Origin of the sequence: Arcobacter acticola (assembly GCF_013177675.1) — a bacterium.
In the GTDB taxonomy this organism is placed as follows: Bacteria; Campylobacterota; Campylobacteria; order Campylobacterales; family Arcobacteraceae; genus Aliarcobacter; species Aliarcobacter acticola.
The window spans coordinates 115,359-132,821 of record NZ_CP042652.1; the positions used below are offsets into that span (position 1 = coordinate 115,359).

The following is a 17,463-nucleotide window of genomic DNA, read 5'->3' on the forward strand; positions in this document are numbered from 1 at the left end:
AAAAAACATAGTAAAATCAAAGTTATTATAAATAAAAATTATTAAAAGAGAAAATATGACTATATTAATACCCGTAGATTCAAAAAATAGAGATGAGTGTATAATTGCTTCAATTGAAGGAAATAAAGCTTGGGCGTTTGTTACTTTAGATGAAGGTAAAATTGTAAAGGTTGAATTTTATGAAAGAAGAGAAGATATAAGTGTTTGGATTGATGCTGTTGTTGTAATAAATGATTTAGAGTATGTATGGCCATTTATGGATGAAGGTATTATTGCATTAGTTGCACCTACACAAAAAAGTATTGATGAAATTGTTGAAGCTTTTTTATTCAAAGATTTACATGATTTTTCAATCTAGATGAAGTTTAATAAAAAAGATTTAAAAACGCTTACAAATATTATTGCCTCAAGACGGGACGTTAGAGGCAATAACTTTATAAATAAAAAGATATCAAGTAAAAAACTTAACATTATTTTACAATCAGCTTTAAATGCCCCTTCTGTAGGATTTTCACAACCTTGGAAATTTATTATTGTTGATAAAGATAAACAAGATTTAGTTTACACTCATTTTATGAAATCATTTGAAAAAAGTAAAAAGAAATTTATTGATAGACCTTTATATAGTTCATTGAAACTTGAAGGTATCAAAGAATCTGATATTAATATTGCCGTTTACTATAAAAAATCATCTTCTAATACTCTAGGTCAAACCTATATGAAAAGAACAGGAGAGTATTCTGTTGTTTGCGCAATTCTAAATATGTGGCTTACTGCTCGTGCTTTAAATATTGGAATGGGATGGGTTTCTATTTTAAAACCTAAAAAGATAAATAAAATATTTAATATGAATAAAAATCAATACAAGTTTATTGCTTATTTATGTCTTGGATATACAAAAGAATTTTATGATGAACCAGAACTAAAAAAATTAAAATGGAATAAAAAACTCAAACTTGATGAATGCCTAATTAGTTAAGCTTTTTAATATACACCTAGATATATAATATTCAACTTATTACAAGGAGTATAAATGAAAAAATCAATTAGAAAATTTTCTTTCTTTGTTGTTTGCATAGGACTATTGTCTTCTTTAAATGCAGATGATAAAGTTTATAAATTTACTATGGCTACAACATGGACTGAAACAGCTACGCCACTTATAGATTCAGCTAAAAATATGGCTGATATGGCTTTCAAAATGTCAAATGGTAGAATTGAAATTAAAGTAGATTCTGCAAATAAACATAAAGCACCTTTAGCTGTGCTTGATATGGTTAAAGGTGGGCAATATGATATGGGCCACACAGCTTCATATTATTGGAAAGGTAAAGATATAAATACTTTACCATTTACTTCTATGCCTTTTGGTTTAACTTCTCCAGAACAATATGCATGGTTTTATCATGGTGGTGGTATGGAACTTATGAAAAAAGTTTATGATAAACATGGTGTTTTATCATTCCCAGGTGGAAGTACAGGTGTTCAAATGGGAGGATGGTTTAAAAAAGAAATCAATACTCTTGATGATCTAAAAGGTCTAAAAATGAGAATTCCAGGTTTTGCAGGTGAAATCATGGCTAAACTTGATGTTCAAGTTAGTAATATTCCTTCTGGTGAATTATTTACTTCTTTAGAAATGGGAACTATTGATGCTTTAGAATGGGTTGGACCTTCAATGGACATTAGTATGGGATTTCATAAAATTGCACCATATTATTATACAGGTTGGCATGAACCAGCATCTGAAATGCAATTTATCATAAATACTAAGAAGTTTGATAAACTTCCTGCTGATTTAAAAGAGATTATGGTTAATGCAATTAGATTAAGTGCTTATGACATGTATATTCAAAATTATGATATGAACGCAGTTGCATGGCAACAAATGAAAACTGAATATCCAAATATTCAGGTTAAAACATTCGCAAAACCAATCATGGATGCAATGAAAAAAGCTAATCAAGAATTAAGAACTGAAATGGGAGCTACTAGCCCTTTATTAAAAGAAATCTTAGATTCACAAGATGTATATATGAAAAAAGTTAGAGAGTGGACTAAAATGTCTGACTACTTATACTTAAAAGATAATTTATAATTTTAAAATAAAGAGGATTAAACCTCTTTATTTATTAAAATCCATTTGGATTAAATCCCCCAAAATCATCATCAAAATTTGTTCCATAAGCAAAAGTTTGCATATTTGGATTATCATATCCATTTTGTACTGAAATATTTTGTAATTGCATAATATCTGCTTTTGGATCTATTCCTTGTGGACAAACTAAAGTACAAGCACTACATAAAGTACAATCCCAAATTCCATTAGCTTGAATATTACTTACTATATTTGCTCCAGAAGCGTTTTTCTTTTCATTTATATATCTAAGCGCTCTTGTTAGTGCAAAAGGCCCTAGAAACTCTTTATTTACTTCATAAACAGGGCATGAACTATAACATGCGTTGCATAGTATGCAATTACTTTGTAAATCTATAATTTTAATGTCTTTCTGACTTATATTAACCACTTGATTCTCTTCAATAAAGCTTTTTGTTTTCTTTATCAAAAATGTTTCATGTGAAACATCTGCAACTAAATCTTTTATAATGGTGCTGTTATTTATAGGCTCAATTAGATCTGAATCTTTTATTTTTGTTTTACACGCAAGTTTCTCTACTCCATTAACTTTAATGGCACATGAACCACAAACTCCACTTTTACATCCACATCTAAATGTCAAAGTTGAATCAATATTAATTTTAATTTCATATAAAGCTTTTAATAAATTATCTTCCTTTATATCATATTGATACACTTTATTTTCAAATGATTTATCTTTAGAAAATCTTTTTATATTAATCTTCATTTGATATCCTCAAATTCTATGTTAGAATTTTTATTAATTTTATAAACTTTTGAACATTTTTCATAGCTAGCATCTGTATTTGGATAATCAGTTCTATAATGTCCTCCTCTACTTTCTTTTCGCTTAATTGCACAAAGAGTTGTAATAATTGCTATATCTAAAATATTTCTAAATTCTATAAACTCAACAAGATTTTTGTTATATTCAATTGATTTATCTGTAATTCCCATTTTAGGCAATTTATTTTTTATTTCATATAGTTCATTTAGTAATAAATTCATTTTATCTTCATTTCTAAATAATCCTAAATTCTCAAATAAAGTATCTCCTAGAATTTCTTTATACTTATAAAAGTTTTCGATATTTGGAAGAGAGTATACATTTTCTTTATCTATTAAATCTTCTTTATATTGTAATGAATTTGATATATCAAATTCATTTACTTTATTTGATTGAATTGAAGCATTTAATCCAGCTACTTTACCGAATGTAACAATTTCTAATAAAGAGTTTCCACCAAGCCTATTTGCACCATGTATATAAGCTTGAGCACACTCACCACAAGCATAAAGATTTGATATATTTGTTTTTGTATCTTTATCTGTTTTTATTCCACCCATAGAATAGTGAGCAGCAGGAGTAATAGGAAGAATTTCTTCTTCTATCTTTATATTTGAAAATTCATAGGCTAAATTTCTTTCTTGTGGCATTAACTCTTTTATTTTATCTAGTCCTAAATGCCTTAAATCAAGGAATACTTTTTCTCCTATTTTAATTTTTTCATATATAGCTCTTGAAACTTCATCTCTAGGTTTTAATTCATCAATAAATCTTTTTTCATTTATATCAACAAGATGTCCACCCTCACCTCTAGCACTTTCACTTATTAATATATTTGAATTCTCAAGTGTTGTTGGATGAAATTGTACAAACTCCATATTAGATAATTCACACCCTGCTTTATATGCTATATTAATTCCATCAGCAGTATTTGAATATGAATTTGTTGAGTGATTGTAGTAAATACCAGCATATCCACCACTTGCAATAATTGTAGTTTTTGATAGGAATTCTTTTATCTCTCCTATTTGTATATCAAGGGCTGTTATTCCTTTACATATTTTATCTTCAATAATAAGATTTAAAGCTAGATGTTCGTTTTTAAAGTCTATGCCCTCTTTTATACATTGATCATAAAGTGTATGAAGTATCTTTAATCCAGTATAATCACTTGAGTAACATGTTCTGATTTTTTGTGTTCCACCAAATTTTCTTTGAGCAATTCTATTATCTTTATCCCTATTGAATGGAACTCCAATGGAATCTAGCCAATATATTGTTTCTTTAGCATTTTCACACATAAATTTTATAGTATCTTTATTTGCGAGTTTAAAAGACGCATTATAGGTATCTTGTGTGTGTATATCAACACTATCATCATCTTCATATAAAACAGCGTTTATTCCACCTTGTGCTTGTACACTTTGAGAATGTGTTGGATAAGTTTTTGAAACCACTAAAACATTTGAACCATTTTTTTTTGCATTTAATGCAGCTGTTAGTCCAGCTATTCCTGAGCCTATAATTAATACATCAATCATATTAATCCCAAAATTCTTTTAAAGGTTCAATCTTCTCACTTTTTGCACTATTTGAATCAAAAGAAAAATCTATTTTATCAATTTCATCAAGAGCATGTTGATATTCTTCGCTTGTAATTTGTTCCTCTATTTGCTTAGTTGATTCAAGGTTTTCTTTTTTAATATTTTGATTAAAACTCTTTTCTTTTAATTTTAAATAGTCATTCATGATTTTTTCATATTCATTAAAATCTAAAAGTATGATGCCAGGTTTTCCATCTCTTAGTATTATTGCTTTCTCAATCTCATTTTTATTTAATTTATCAAATATATTTTTACTTTTTCTAACTAATTCAGTAGAAGAAAACATTTCATTTGATGTATATTGCAGTAAGCCCATTTTTACTCCTTTACATATTATAATATGTATTGTAACACAAATTAAAATTTATTATGATTTTTTTAATATATTAAAATTTAAATTTATTAAATAAATAAAAGACCATTTTATAGTTAAATTATTTAGATTTTAAAAATACTATAAACAAATTGGCTTAATATAATTAGTTTGCAATAAATTGAGTAAATGTATTTTATATTTTTGATTAATAAAATTATAAATTGAGTTTTAATAGTAAATAATTGGTGTATTTTAATAGATTAAATAACATCTAAAAAAGATGTTATTTAGAGAAAATTTCTTCAGCCCACTCTGTAATAGGACCTCTTAGAACTTTTTGTAATTTAATTGCAAATGAATTTACAAGTGTATTTTCATTTTTACTTGATTTTAAAAGTGTAGTTAAAGCATTAGTATATTTATTTACATAGAAGTTATCTATTTGTTTATTTGATCCTAAAATAACCACTTTACAAGAACTATCAATTCTAGATAAAACCATTTGCATAGTTTTATTAGACATGTTTTGTGCTTCATCAATTATAATAAATGAATTAGATAGTGTTCTACCACGCATTTCCCCTACCCACATGGTCTCAATTCCATAATTGCCAATCATTTGTTCGATTCTAGCAGTTACTTCGCTGTCGTCCAATTCTGACACTATTATATCAGGAGTTTTTTTATTTCTTTTTCTTTTATGCTCTGTTCTAATAATATAATCTAAGCTGTCCATTAAAGGGTGATTATATATTCTAAATTTTTCTTCAAGACCAGGAAGATAACCTACATCTTCACCTTTATCAAGTGATTCAATTGAGTTTCTAATATAAATGATTTTTTGAAAATGTTTTTGACGTACGAGTTTTAATGCTCCACTTAATGCTAAAAGAGTTTTTCCAGAACCTGCTTTTGCTTCTACAATTAGAACATTATAAAAATGATTTAGAATTGCATCTGAAAAAAAGAGTTGTTCTTTATTTAAGGGAGTAATTATTTGATCTCTAATTTCATCTTCATCTAAAACTCTTATTCTTTTATTTTGAATATTTGCTAAAACTACTTGATCTGAGGCTTCAACATTAAAACAGTATGAGAAGTTATATGGTTTATATTCTTTATCAAATTTACTTATTTCTTGATTATCAAGAAATTCTAAGTCTTTAAATTTTATATCAAGGTCTTTAATAAATTCAAAATCAAAATTGTCCTTATCCTTACCTACAAGGGCATCTGTTTTAATATCAAGAGATACAGCCCTAGTTCTTGCCATTATATCTAAAGATAAAAATTCAACTTGATTACTGTAGTAAGTATTTGCAAATGTTGCAATTTCAAGAATTTTTCTATCGTTTATTATATTTGGCGAAACATTTTTTATATTAACTAAATATTCGTCTTTTGAAATAATATCTATAATAGTATTTTTATCATTTTGAATTTTTAATCTTATAATTTTATATGAATCTTTTTTTACAGAATCTAAGATTTTTGAATTCTCAAGTATTCTTGCAAATTCTCTTGCTTGAAAATTTATTTCATCAAAACCACTCTTTTTACTATCAAGTTCATCTAAAACTGTTTCAGGTAAAACAATAAGATTCTTTCCTTCTTGAGATAACTTATAAATATTTGTAGCATCTTCTAACAATATATTTGTATCTAATACGTAGTATTTTTCAAATTTCATGATACCTTCTTCTCTTTTTGTTTATAAACTTTATATACTATAAATGAACCCACTACTAATGTTATTACTGTGAATAGTAATGAAAAAGTTTTTGTAATTACATATGCTACAATAAATAAAGATAATATAGTAGGTATTTCATTATATGCTCTAAAGAAATTGCCACTTCTTTCATAATCATCTTTTTCTAATTTTTTTCTATAATACCCTAAAGAAAAAGAATATATAACAAGTAATAAAGCAAAAAATAGTTTTGCATGCATCCAACCACCTGCTTGGCTTGATAATAAATAGGGATTTAAATAAAGCATTATTGCACCACTTATTATTGTAGCCCACATTGCTGGAACACCAATATATTTATACATTTTAAGTTCTTGAATTTTAACCACATCAACAAACTCTTTTTTATTTTGATGTTCTGTATGATATACATAAAGTCTTGGTTGATAAAAAAGCATTGCCATCCAAGACATCATAGCCATAATGTGAAAAGTTAGTACCCAAGTGTAATATTCCATTCTTAATCCTTACTATTACTTTTAATTTTAATTAACCATTCATTTAAACTCTTCTCAAATCCAATATTTGAATTCTCATAAAGTTTTAAATCTTCTTTCATATATTCTTGTTCAACATATCCACCGTAATTATGAGGGTATAAATAGCCTATATGCTGCGAATCCAAATGTTTTGGTATATCAAGTATCTTACCAGCTTTTATCTCTTCTAGAGCTTTATTTACAGCTTTATATGCACTATTTGATTTAGGACTTGATGCTAGGTAAATTGCACATTGAGAAAGTATGATTCTTGATTCTGGATAACCTATTTTATTACAAGCTATCATTGTATTAACAGCAAGATTAAGTGCATTTGGATTTGCATTTCCTATATCTTCACTTGCGAAGATAACAAGTCTTCTAGTTATAAAGTCTACACTTTCTCCACCATTTATTAATCTACTCATATAATAAAGTGCTGCATCAATATTAGAACCTCTTAAAGACTTTATCATAGCACTTGCTAAATCATAGTGTGTATCTGAAGATGAAACGCCATCACCTATTACATTCTCTCTTAACTCTTTTAATAAACTCACATCAATATCATTTGATACTTTATATGAAAAATTAAGTAGGGTAAGCATTGCTCTTGCATCTCCAGAACTTGATGTAATCAAATATTCTAAAGCATCATCTTGTATATTTATTTCTATATCTTTTAAAGCAATATCAAGAATTTTAATCATTTCTTCTTTTGTAAAAGCTTTAAACTCATATAAAAAAGATCTTGATCTAATAGCTGATGTTAAAGTAAAAAAAGGATTTTCTGTACTTGCTCCTATGATTATAGCATCATAATTTTCCATAATTGGAAGTAGTACTTCTTGTTGATTTTTTGATAATCGATGAACTTCATCAATAAAGATTAAAGGCTTAATTAAAGAATTTTTATATCTATCAAATACTTTACGTAAATCTTCTATCTTTATACTTGTTGCATTAAAGTAGAAATAATCTGTATTTATCTCTTTAGCAATAATTTTTGCAAGTGTAGTTTTCCCAGTTCCAGGTTTTCCATAGAAAAATAAGTGTGGAATATCTTTTTTTTTGATTAGTTTATATAGTGCTTTATCTTTAGAGATAATGTGAGATTGACCAACAAAATTATCTAGATTTGTTGGTCTTAACTTGTTAGATAGATCTATCATCTTCATTCATAAAGATTCTAAGATTTTTGTATTCCTCTTTAGTTAAATATCTTGTTTTTCCAGTTGGTAGATTATTTAAAGAGATTCCACCATACTCTAATCTTTTTAAATCAAGTACATCAAGTCCAAAGTGAGCAAAGAATCTTCTTAACTCCCTATTTTTACCTTCACTTATTACAACTTTAATTTTAGAAAATTTTTCACTATTAGTTAATATATCATATGCTAAAAATGGTGCAAAACTCATAGATTTTATTTTACTTGTTTTATACGCTCCTGAAGTTGCATCTTCTATTTCTAAACCGTGTTGCATTGCTTCTTCAACAGGTTTTGTAATTACTCCATTAACTTTTATTTTATAAACTCTTTCTAAATCAGAGTGCATCAATGCATCAACAATTGTAACACTATCAGAAAGTAAAAGTAAACCTTCACTTGCGTAGTCAAGTCTTCCTACACTTAAAAAGTGTTTGTATTTATGATCAAGTGAATCATAAATTGTACGTCTCCCTTGTGGATCTTTTTTAGAAACAATTTCACCCTTAGGTTTATTGTAAACAATTACAGTAGATATTTTATTTTTATCTTCTTTAATTTTTTTTCTTCCAATTTCAACTTCATCATTATTTGAAACTTTAGTAGCTAAATTAGTAACTACTTTACCATTAATTTTTACCTTACCCTCTTCGATTAGCTTATCTGCTTCTCTTCTTGAGTAATTACTATTATGTGATAAAAATTTATTTAGTCTTACTAATTCTACTTGTGTTTCTTCTTCTCTTTTTTTCATTTTATACCAGCTTCTATTAAATCATGAATATGTAATACACCAATTAATTTATCATTTTCATCAGTTACAATTAATAGTTGAATTTTATAATCTTCTATTACTTGAAGTGCATCACTTGCTAAAAGCTCTTTGTTTTTTAATCTTTTTGGATTCATCGTTGCAATATCTTCTACCTTACAATCCATTGAAAAATTATCATTCATTAAAGCTCTTCTTAAATCCCCATCACTTAGAAGTGCAATTACTTTATCATCTTTATCTGTAATTATTACACTTCCAAGTCTTCCTTCGCTCATTACTAAAATTGCATCTTTTAGTTTTGTTTCACGTGAAACTACAGGAAGATTTTCTTTTCGTAGTAAATCATCAACTTTTACAAAAAGTTGTTTTCCTAAACTTCCACCTGGATGAAATGAAGCAAAATCCTCTTTTTTAAAATCTCTTTTTCTCATTAAACAAACAGCTAATGCATCGCCCATTGCCATAGTTAAAGTTGTAGATGACATAGGTGCTGCATCAAGAGGACAACCCTCTTTATCTACTTTTATATTAATAAAAACATCAGCATATTTTGCAAGTGTTGATTCCGGATTTCTAGCCATTGCAATTAATGGAATATTAAATCTCTTTAAATGTGGAAGAATCTGAACTAATTCATCACTTTCTCCACTATAAGAAATTCCAAGAACTATATCATTTTCTCCTATCATTCCTAAATCACCATGCATAGCTTCAGTTGGATGAAGAAAAAATGAGCTAGTTCCAGTACTTGCTAGTGTTGCTGCAATTTTAGCTCCTACAAGGCCTGATTTACCAACACCTGTGATAATTAACTTGCCCTTAGAAGTCATGATTAAATCAATAGCTTTATCAATATCAAAAGCTACATTATTTGCAGCTTTTTCTAGTTCTTTTGCTTCTATTAATAATAAATCTTTAACTATCTGTTTAAAATCCATTTGTATAATCCTTATTGAACAAATATTGTAGGAACTATCATAGGATATTTTTTATATTTTCTCGTACAATGTTTTCTTACAACTTTTCTTAATTCATCTTCTAAAATTCTATTATTTTTTAAGATGCCTGGTTTTATATTTTCTAAGAATGTACTTAATAAATCTTCAATTTCTTTAGAGAAGAATTTATCTTGTTTATCAGGAACTAATCCAAAAGAAGTAACTTTTGGTCTTTGAGCCATTGTTCTGTCATTCTCATTAATTTGCGCAACAATCATAACAACACCTTCGTTTGCCATTGTTTGTCTATCTAAAATTACATCATCAGAAATTTTGTTGTTTAATTGATTATCAATATAAACTTTTCCTGTTTTAACTGTTTTTACTTTTTTAAGATATTTAGGGCTTACTTCGATCTGCTCACCATCACTCATGATATAAACATTTCTTTCTAATACACCACAATCAATACCTGTTTGTCCATGTTTTAATGCATGATTATATTCACCGTGAACTGGTAAAAAGAATTTAGGTTTAACAAGTCTAAGCATTAATTTTTGCTCTTCTTGAGAAGCATGTCCAGAAACGTGAATATCACCATAATCTTGATATGCAACTTTAGCTCCAGCTTTTAATAAATGGTTTATAATACCAGATACACTAGCTTCATTTCCAGGAATTGCTTTAGCAGATAATATAATTTGATCATCTGGCTTTATCTTGATATGTCTATGTTCATGTATTGCCATTCTATAAAGTGCTGACATTGATTCACCTTGAGAACCTGTTGTTACAATTAAAACTTCTTTATCATTATATTTATTTACTTCATGTGCTTCAATAAATTGATCTTTTGGGAATTTGATATAACCTAAAGTCATTGCTAAATCTAGATTTTTTTCCATTGATCTTCCAATAACACAAATCTTTCTTCCAAATGTTATTGCTCTTTCAATTGCTTGCGCAACCCTATGAATATTTGAAGAGAATGTAGACATAAGAATTCTACCTTTTGCTCCTGCAAATAATCTATCAAAAGTTGGTCCAACAGTTTTTTCTGTTCTTGTAAAACCAGGTGCATGTGAATTAGTTGAATCTGATGTTAAAAGTAAAACACCTTTTTCTCCATAATGTGCAAGTCTATGTAAATCTGTTGGTAATCCATCGTATGGAGTATGATCTATTTTGAAATCTCCCGTATGAATCATAGTTCCAGCTTCAGTTGTAACTGCAATACATGAACAGTCAATAATAGAGTGAGTAACATGTATCCATTCAACTTCAAACTCCCCTATTTTTATAGGTGTTCTTTTTTGAATTGCTCTTAAATATGATCTATGTTCTCTCATTTTATGTTCATCAAGTTTTGAACCAATCATTTCTAAAGGTAATGATGTTCCATAAACTGGGAATTGCATTTCTTTAAATAAATATGGCATTGCACCAATATGATCTTCGTGACCATGAGTAATAATAATACCAACAATTTTGTCTTTGATTTCTCTAATATAAGTAAAATCAGGAATTAAAATATCAACACCATGCATATTCTCATCAGGGAAACTCATACCAACATCAACGATTATTGCCTCATTGTCACTTTCGATAACCATCATGTTACCACCAATCTCACCTAATCCACCAAGTGGTGTGATTTTAAGTTTTGATGCAGTGTTAAGATTTAATTTATAATGAGGATTTAATCTATCTCTATGAATTTTTTCATTAATTAAATGTGCTTTTTTAAGGTCTGTAATCCATCCTTCAGCTTTTTGTTGATTAACAACAGCATTAGCATTTGGATTAGTTTTTGGTTTTGGCTTTCTTTTTTTGAAAGGTGGTTTTTTTGTTTCTACACCATCTGAAGTTTGTTCATTTGTCGTTGTTGTACTATTAGTATCGTTTACGTTTTGATTAGTTGTCTGAATTTCTTGTTTATTAACAACAGCCTGCTCTTCTTTATTTATTTCTTCCATCTTTTACCCTTGTATGCATTTGGCTATACAAAGATGAACTTACTTCATGAGGTCTAACATTATCATCAATATTTAACTCTTTATAAATTTCTGAAATGGCTTCTTTACTTAGAACTGACGTAAGGTTTTTAGAAAGTTTTTTTCTTGGTTGCACAAAGCATGCTTTTAAAAACTTATTAAAATCTTTATCAAGAACTTTATCCATATCTTTTTTTATAAAAAGTATAGAGGACATTATTTTAGGCGGTGGATCAAAGGATTCAGGAGGAACATCAAATAGAATTCTAGAATCAATAGAAATTAATTCAGTAATAATACCTAAAGATGAATACTCTTTTTCTTTTACCCGTGCAGTAAATTTTTCTGCAACTTCTTTTTGAACCATAACAATAATATTCTCGCAAGCGCTATCTTCAAACGCTCTTAATATAATGTTTGTTGCAATATAGTATGGTAGATTTGCAATTAAATCATATCTACCATCATGTAGGGTCTTTTGCTTATCCCAAGCCTCTAAAACGTCAGTGTGGATCAGTTTTAGTCTACCCTCTTCTATCTCTATTGCAAATTTAGACTCTAAGATTCTGATTAAATCAGTATCTACTTCATAAGCAGTCATATCTTTGTACTTGACTAAGTTTTTGGTCAAATCACCTAATCCAGGCCCAATTTCCACGATGTAATTATTCTTGGTGGGCATCGATTGGATGATCTTATCCAAAATAGTCGTATCTTTTAAAAAGTTTTGTCCGTATTGTTTTTTTGCTTTTACTTTTTCCATAATTGCAAGGAGTATATCTGCTTTTAACTTACAATTAGATAAGATAATATCTAGTTATTATTAAGGATTATATTTGAGTAGTTTTGCAAAAAGAATAATACCATGTTTAGATGTTGATAATGGAAGAGTTGTAAAAGGTGTAAACTTCGTTGGTCTTCGTGATGCAGGGGATCCTGTGGAAGTTGCGAAAAGATACAATGCAGAAGGTGCCGATGAAATAACTTTCTTAGATATTACAGCTAGTCATGAAAATAGAGGAACTATTGTAGATATTGTTAAAAAAGTTGCCCAAGAGGTTTTTATTCCTTTAACTGTTGGTGGAGGAATTAGAAAACTTGAAGATATTTACGCCTTATTAAATGTAGGATGTGACAAAGTTTCTATTAACTCATCAGCTGTTAGTAATCCTGATTTAATAAATGAAAGTTCAAAAAGATTTGGTTCACAATGTATTGTGGTAGCCATTGATGTAAAAAGAGTACCTGATGGAACTTATCACGTTTTTGTAAAAGGTGGTAGAGAAGATACGGGTCTTGATGCATTAGCATGGGCTAAAGAGGTCTATGATAGAGGTGCAGGTGAGATACTTTTAACTTCTATGGATACAGATGGTGCTAAAACTGGATTTGAATTAAATATTACACAACAAATATCAAAATTAGTTGATATTCCAGTAATCGCAAGTGGAGGAGCTGGAACAATGGATCATATCAAAGAAGCTTTTGAATGTGGTGCAAGTGCTGCATTAGCTGCTTCAATTTTCCACTTTAAAGAGATTGATATTATGGACTTAAAAAAATATTTAAGAGCAAATAACATCCCTGTAAGGATATAAAATGAAAAAATTGTTACCATTATTACTATTACCTATTTTATCTTTTTCATATGAAATAAATTTTAATAAAAGTTTTTCAAAAGTTGTAAATCCTGATTTATTAAATACATACATAAATATAAATGTAGAAAAAAAAGATGAATCAAAGGTAAATATTGAAATAGAGAAATTTAATGATTTTATGAAAAATAATAAAAGCATTACATTGAAAAATGGAAGTTTTACATTAAGTCCAAAATATAAGTATTATGAAAATAAGCAAGAATTTGTGGGATATGTAGGAAGTCTTAGATATACAGCTGAATCAACAGATGCTAAAAAACTTAATAGTTTTATGGATGAATTGATTTCTATAAAAGATAGTACAAAATCAGAAGATGTAAAGTTGAATATTTCAAATGTATCATGGAAAATAAGTGATGAATTGCAAAATAAGAGTTATGATGAATTAAGATTAGAGTCAATTACTTGGCTTGAATCTTACTCAAAAACATTATCTACTAAGTTATCAAAGTCTTGTGAGATTAAAACAATAAATGTTAATGAATCACAAAATGAAAATATTATGTATGCAAGAGCTGAAATGGCATATTCATCAAAAGCAAAGGTAGCTGCTGATGTGGCACCTATTAATAGTGAACAAAATATCAATATTAATCCAAATTTTACATTGGAATGTAAATGATTATTTGCGCAGGAAGAAATGAAACATTTCCTTTTGCTCACCCTATTGGTGTGGGTTTAATTGAATCTGCAATTAACTTAACTAGGATGTGTTTATTTGATAAACCTGACTATTTACTTTTTGTAGGAAGCGCGGGCTCTTATGGTAACCATCGAATACTTGATATAGTTGAATCAAAAAGAGCTTCAAATATAGAACTTGGTTTTTTAACGCAAAGTGCATATACACCCCTTGATAATGTTTTAGAATCAGAAAATAAATTTGCTAGAAATGACACTATTGTAAATTCATCAAATTATATATCTACAAATGAAAAATTATGTAAAGAGTTTTTGGACTATGGTGTTGGAATTGAAAATATGGAATTTTTTTCAATTTTAAGTGTTGCAAAAGAGTTTGAAATTCCAGTTGCTGGAATATTTGTAATAACAAACTATACAAATGAGAGTGCCCATGAAGATTTTATAAAAAATCACAAAGAGGCAGTGGATAAATTAACAAAATATTTAATAGAAAAAAATATAATAAAATAAAAGAAATTGGATAAATTATAATGGCAAAAGAAGGAATACCATCTATATATGATTACACATTAGATGAATTAAAAGAAAAATTAAAACCATCATTTAGAGCAAAACAAGTTTATAACTGGCTTTATAAAAAATATGCAAACTCTTATGATGAAATGAAAAATATACCAAATGAATTAAAAGAAGATTTGAAAGCAAACTATCCTATTGATGTGATGACTATTATTAAAAAAGAGCAAAGTATAGATGGAAGCATTAAATATCTTTTTAAATTAAGAGATAATCTTACTGTTGAAGCTGTTTTGCTTTTAATGAAAGATAAGAAAAAAGATGAAGATGGAAATATTATAAGAAGTGAAAAATACACTGTTTGTATTTCGTCTCAAGTTGGCTGTAAAGTAGGATGTTCTTTTTGTTTAACTGCAAAAGGTGGCTTTGTAAGAAATCTTACAGTTGGAGAATATATAGCTCAAATTGTAAACATAAAAAGAGATAATGATATAGCTGAAAATAAAGCTTTAAATATTGTTTATATGGGAATGGGAGAGCCTTTAGACAACTTTACTAATTTTATTAAAGCTGTTAGCATTTTCTCTGAATTAGATGGTTTAGCAATAAGTAGAAGAAGACAAACTGTTTCAACATCAGGAATTGCATCAAAAATTGAAAAACTGGGACAAATAGATTTAGGAATTCAACTAGCAATTTCTTTACATGCTGTTGATGATGAGTTAAGAAGTGAATTAATTCCAATGAATAAAGCGTATAATATCGCTTCAATTATTGATGCAGTTAAAAAATTCCCAATAGATACTAGAAAGAAAGTTATGTTTGAATATTTAGTAATCAAAGGTAAAAATGATTCAGTTGATGCTGCAAAAAAATTAATAAAACTTTTAAATGGTATTCAAGCAAAAGTGAATCTAATTTACTTTAATCCATATCCAGGAACAACATATCAACGACCTGAAGAGCAAGATATGTTAAGATTTAAAGATTATTTAAATGAACGTGGATTAATATGTACAATTAGAGAATCAAAAGGAATAGATATTAGTGCTGCTTGTGGGCAGCTAAAGGAGAAAGACGCAAATGGGGATTCTTGAGATATCGCTTTTAGTTTTTATAGCTCTAGTAGCGATTGTAACAGGCGTGGGATTTTATATACAAAACAAAAAAGAAGAGGAGAAATAATTTAATGGCAATTACAAGATTTGCACCAAGTCCAACTGGTTACCTTCATATAGGAGGTTTAAGAACATCTTTATATAGTTATTTATGGGCAAGAAAAACAGGTGGTGAATTCAGACTAAGAGTTGAAGATACAGACACAGCTAGAAATAATGAAGATGCGATGGAAGCTATTATTAATGCTTTTGAATGGGTTGGATTAAATTATGATGGAGAAGTGTTTTATCAATCAAAAAGAACAGATGTTTATAAAATATATATTGATAAATTACTTGAAAGTGGCAAAGCATATAAATGTTATATGAGTAAAGATGAATTAGATGCTTTAAGAGCAAGACAAGAAGCTGCAAAACAAAGTCCAAGATATGATGGAACTTGGAGACCTGAAGAGGGTAAAGTATTACCACCAATTCCAGAAGGAGTTGAACCAGTTATTAGAATCAAAGCACCAACAATAGGAACTATTGAGTTTGATGATGGAGTAAAAGGTTATATGAAATTTGATGCTAATCAAGTAGATGATTATGTAATTGCTAGATCTAATGGAATGCCAACGTATAACTTTGTTGTTGCTATTGATGATGCATTAATGGGAATGACTGATGTAATAAGAGGAGATGACCATTTATCAAATACGCCAAAACAAATTGTAATATATAATGCTTTAGGATTTGAAGTTCCTAAATTCTACCATGTTGCAATGATTAATAATCCATCGGGTAAAAAATTATCTAAAAGAGATGGTGCAATGGATGTTATGGATTATAAAAGATTAGGTTATTTACCAGAAGCATTATTGAATTTTTTAGTAAGACTCGGTTGGTCACATGGAGATCAAGAGATATTTTCAATGGAAGAGATGTTAGAATTATTTGATCCAACAAACTTAAATAAATCAGCTTCTTCATTTAATGCAGAAAAACTTTTATGGTTAAATTCTGAATATATTAAAGCTGTATCAAATGATAGATTAATTGAAGAATTAAAATTCTTTGATATTGATTTATCTCATCATCCAAAAAGAACAGAACTTTTGGATTTATCAAAACAAAGAGCACAAACATTAGTAGAAATGAAAAAATCAATTACAGATATTTTAGATGTACCTAGTTTTTATGAAGAAAGTGGAGTTAAAAAATTTGTAAAAGAGGATACAAAAGCATTTTTAGAAAAATATATCAATCTATTAGAAAAAAATAAAGATGATCTATATGATGTTACAAAAGTAGAAGATATTACAAAACCATTTATTGCTGAAAATGGCTTGAAATTCCCTCAATTATTTCAACCAATTAGAATAGCATTAACAGGTGGAACACAAGCACCATCTGTATATGATATCATTGCTATATTGGGCTTTAATGAGGTTTCTTCAAGATTAGAAACTGCCTTAAAAAGAAATTTTCAAAATACTTGATTATTTAAAAATAATCAGGCATAATATTATGACATTTACAAAGGATAG

Annotated in this window: 18 protein-coding genes; 8 read left to right on the forward strand and 10 right to left on the reverse strand. The window is 28.1% G+C overall.

The features are described 5' to 3' along the window. Nucleotides 1–55 precede the first annotated feature (55 nt). From AACT_RS00605 to AACT_RS00615, 3 genes are read left to right on the forward strand one after another with little or no spacing between them, the layout of a single operon-like run. Nucleotides 56–358 (forward strand): hypothetical protein, encoded by a 303-nt coding sequence (locus AACT_RS00605; protein ID WP_172123985.1) that lies wholly within the window; start codon nucleotides 56–58, stop codon nucleotides 356–358. After that, nucleotides 359–979, forward strand: coding sequence for a 5,6-dimethylbenzimidazole synthase (gene bluB / locus AACT_RS00610; protein WP_172123987.1), 621 nt, complete (start codon nucleotides 359–361; stop codon nucleotides 977–979). A 54-nt stretch (nucleotides 980–1,033) separates the two neighbouring features. Further along, the gene (locus AACT_RS00615; RefSeq protein WP_172123989.1) at nucleotides 1,034–2,098 is read left to right on the forward strand and encodes a TRAP transporter substrate-binding protein; all 1,065 of its coding nucleotides are present in this window, start codon (nucleotides 1,034–1,036) and stop codon (nucleotides 2,096–2,098) included. Nucleotides 2,099–2,132: 34 nt separating this feature from the next. Here AACT_RS00615 and AACT_RS00620 read toward each other — a convergent pair whose 3' ends face one another. From AACT_RS00620 to rsmA, 10 genes are all read right to left on the reverse strand, one after another. Continuing rightward, nucleotides 2,133–2,867, reverse strand: a complete 735-nt coding sequence (locus AACT_RS00620; protein ID WP_172123991.1) for a succinate dehydrogenase/fumarate reductase iron-sulfur subunit — start codon at nucleotides 2,865–2,867, stop codon at nucleotides 2,133–2,135. After that, complete coding sequence (locus tag AACT_RS00625) at nucleotides 2,864–4,468, reverse strand: FAD-dependent oxidoreductase (protein ID WP_172123993.1); 1,605 nt, start codon at nucleotides 4,466–4,468, stop codon at nucleotides 2,864–2,866. The genes AACT_RS00620 and AACT_RS00625 overlap by 4 nt, the downstream gene beginning before the upstream one ends. A 1-nt stretch (nucleotide 4,469) precedes the next feature. Further along, nucleotides 4,470–4,847 (reverse strand): hypothetical protein, encoded by a 378-nt coding sequence (locus tag AACT_RS00630; protein ID WP_172123995.1) that lies wholly within the window; start codon nucleotides 4,845–4,847, stop codon nucleotides 4,470–4,472. A gap of 283 nt (nucleotides 4,848–5,130) precedes the next feature. Next, nucleotides 5,131–6,537: a PhoH family protein gene (locus AACT_RS00635; RefSeq protein WP_172123997.1), complete on the reverse strand. Its 1,407-nt coding sequence runs from the start codon at nucleotides 6,535–6,537 to the stop codon at nucleotides 5,131–5,133. Continuing rightward, entirely contained in the window at nucleotides 6,534–7,058 is a 525-nt protein-coding gene (gene hemJ, locus AACT_RS00640) for a protoporphyrinogen oxidase HemJ (protein WP_172123999.1), read from the reverse strand. Before hemJ ends, AACT_RS00635 begins: the two co-directional genes overlap by 4 nt. A gap of 2 nt (nucleotides 7,059–7,060) precedes the next feature. Further along, a complete protein-coding gene (locus AACT_RS00645) occupies nucleotides 7,061–8,251 on the reverse strand; it encodes a replication-associated recombination protein A (protein ID WP_172128465.1) in 1,191 nt (396 codons plus the stop codon). Further along, nucleotides 8,235–9,041 carry a pseudouridine synthase gene (locus AACT_RS00650; RefSeq protein WP_172124001.1) on the reverse strand — a complete coding sequence of 269 codons (807 nt, stop codon included), beginning with the start codon at nucleotides 9,039–9,041 and terminating at the stop codon, nucleotides 8,235–8,237. Before AACT_RS00650 ends, AACT_RS00645 begins: the two co-directional genes overlap by 17 nt. After that, entirely contained in the window at nucleotides 9,038–10,000 is a 963-nt protein-coding gene (locus AACT_RS00655; protein ID WP_172124003.1) for a KpsF/GutQ family sugar-phosphate isomerase, read from the reverse strand. Before AACT_RS00655 ends, AACT_RS00650 begins: the two co-directional genes overlap by 4 nt. Before the next feature lie 11 nt (nucleotides 10,001–10,011). Further along, nucleotides 10,012–11,976, reverse strand: a complete 1,965-nt coding sequence (locus AACT_RS00660) for a ribonuclease J (RefSeq protein WP_172124005.1) — start codon at nucleotides 11,974–11,976, stop codon at nucleotides 10,012–10,014. Further along, on the reverse strand, nucleotides 11,960–12,757 hold the full coding sequence (gene rsmA / locus AACT_RS00665) for a 16S rRNA (adenine(1518)-N(6)/adenine(1519)-N(6))-dimethyltransferase RsmA (RefSeq protein ID WP_172124008.1): 798 nt from the start codon (nucleotides 12,755–12,757) through the stop codon (nucleotides 11,960–11,962). Before rsmA ends, AACT_RS00660 begins: the two co-directional genes overlap by 17 nt. A 73-nt stretch (nucleotides 12,758–12,830) precedes the next feature. Between rsmA and hisF the strand changes: the two genes are divergently transcribed. The 5 genes from hisF (at nucleotide 12,831) to gltX (ending at nucleotide 17,415) form a co-directional block, all read left to right on the forward strand. After that, nucleotides 12,831–13,592: an imidazole glycerol phosphate synthase subunit HisF gene (hisF, locus tag AACT_RS00670; protein ID WP_172124010.1), complete on the forward strand. Its 762-nt coding sequence runs from the start codon at nucleotides 12,831–12,833 to the stop codon at nucleotides 13,590–13,592. A gap of 1 nt (nucleotide 13,593) precedes the next feature. Further along, on the forward strand, nucleotides 13,594–14,277 hold the full coding sequence (locus AACT_RS00675; RefSeq protein WP_172124012.1) for an SIMPL domain-containing protein: 684 nt from the start codon (nucleotides 13,594–13,596) through the stop codon (nucleotides 14,275–14,277). Continuing rightward, complete coding sequence (locus AACT_RS00680; protein WP_172124014.1) at nucleotides 14,274–14,810, forward strand: phosphorylase family protein; 537 nt, start codon at nucleotides 14,274–14,276, stop codon at nucleotides 14,808–14,810. The genes AACT_RS00675 and AACT_RS00680 overlap by 4 nt, the downstream gene beginning before the upstream one ends. A gap of 20 nt (nucleotides 14,811–14,830) precedes the next feature. Further along, the gene (gene rlmN, locus AACT_RS00685) at nucleotides 14,831–15,913 is read left to right on the forward strand and encodes a dual-specificity RNA methyltransferase RlmN (protein WP_172124016.1); all 1,083 of its coding nucleotides are present in this window, start codon (nucleotides 14,831–14,833) and stop codon (nucleotides 15,911–15,913) included. Between the two features lie 92 nt (nucleotides 15,914–16,005). After that, a complete protein-coding gene (gltX, locus tag AACT_RS00690) occupies nucleotides 16,006–17,415 on the forward strand; it encodes a glutamate--tRNA ligase (RefSeq protein ID WP_172124018.1) in 1,410 nt (469 codons plus the stop codon). Nucleotides 17,416–17,463: the final 48 nt, after the last annotated feature.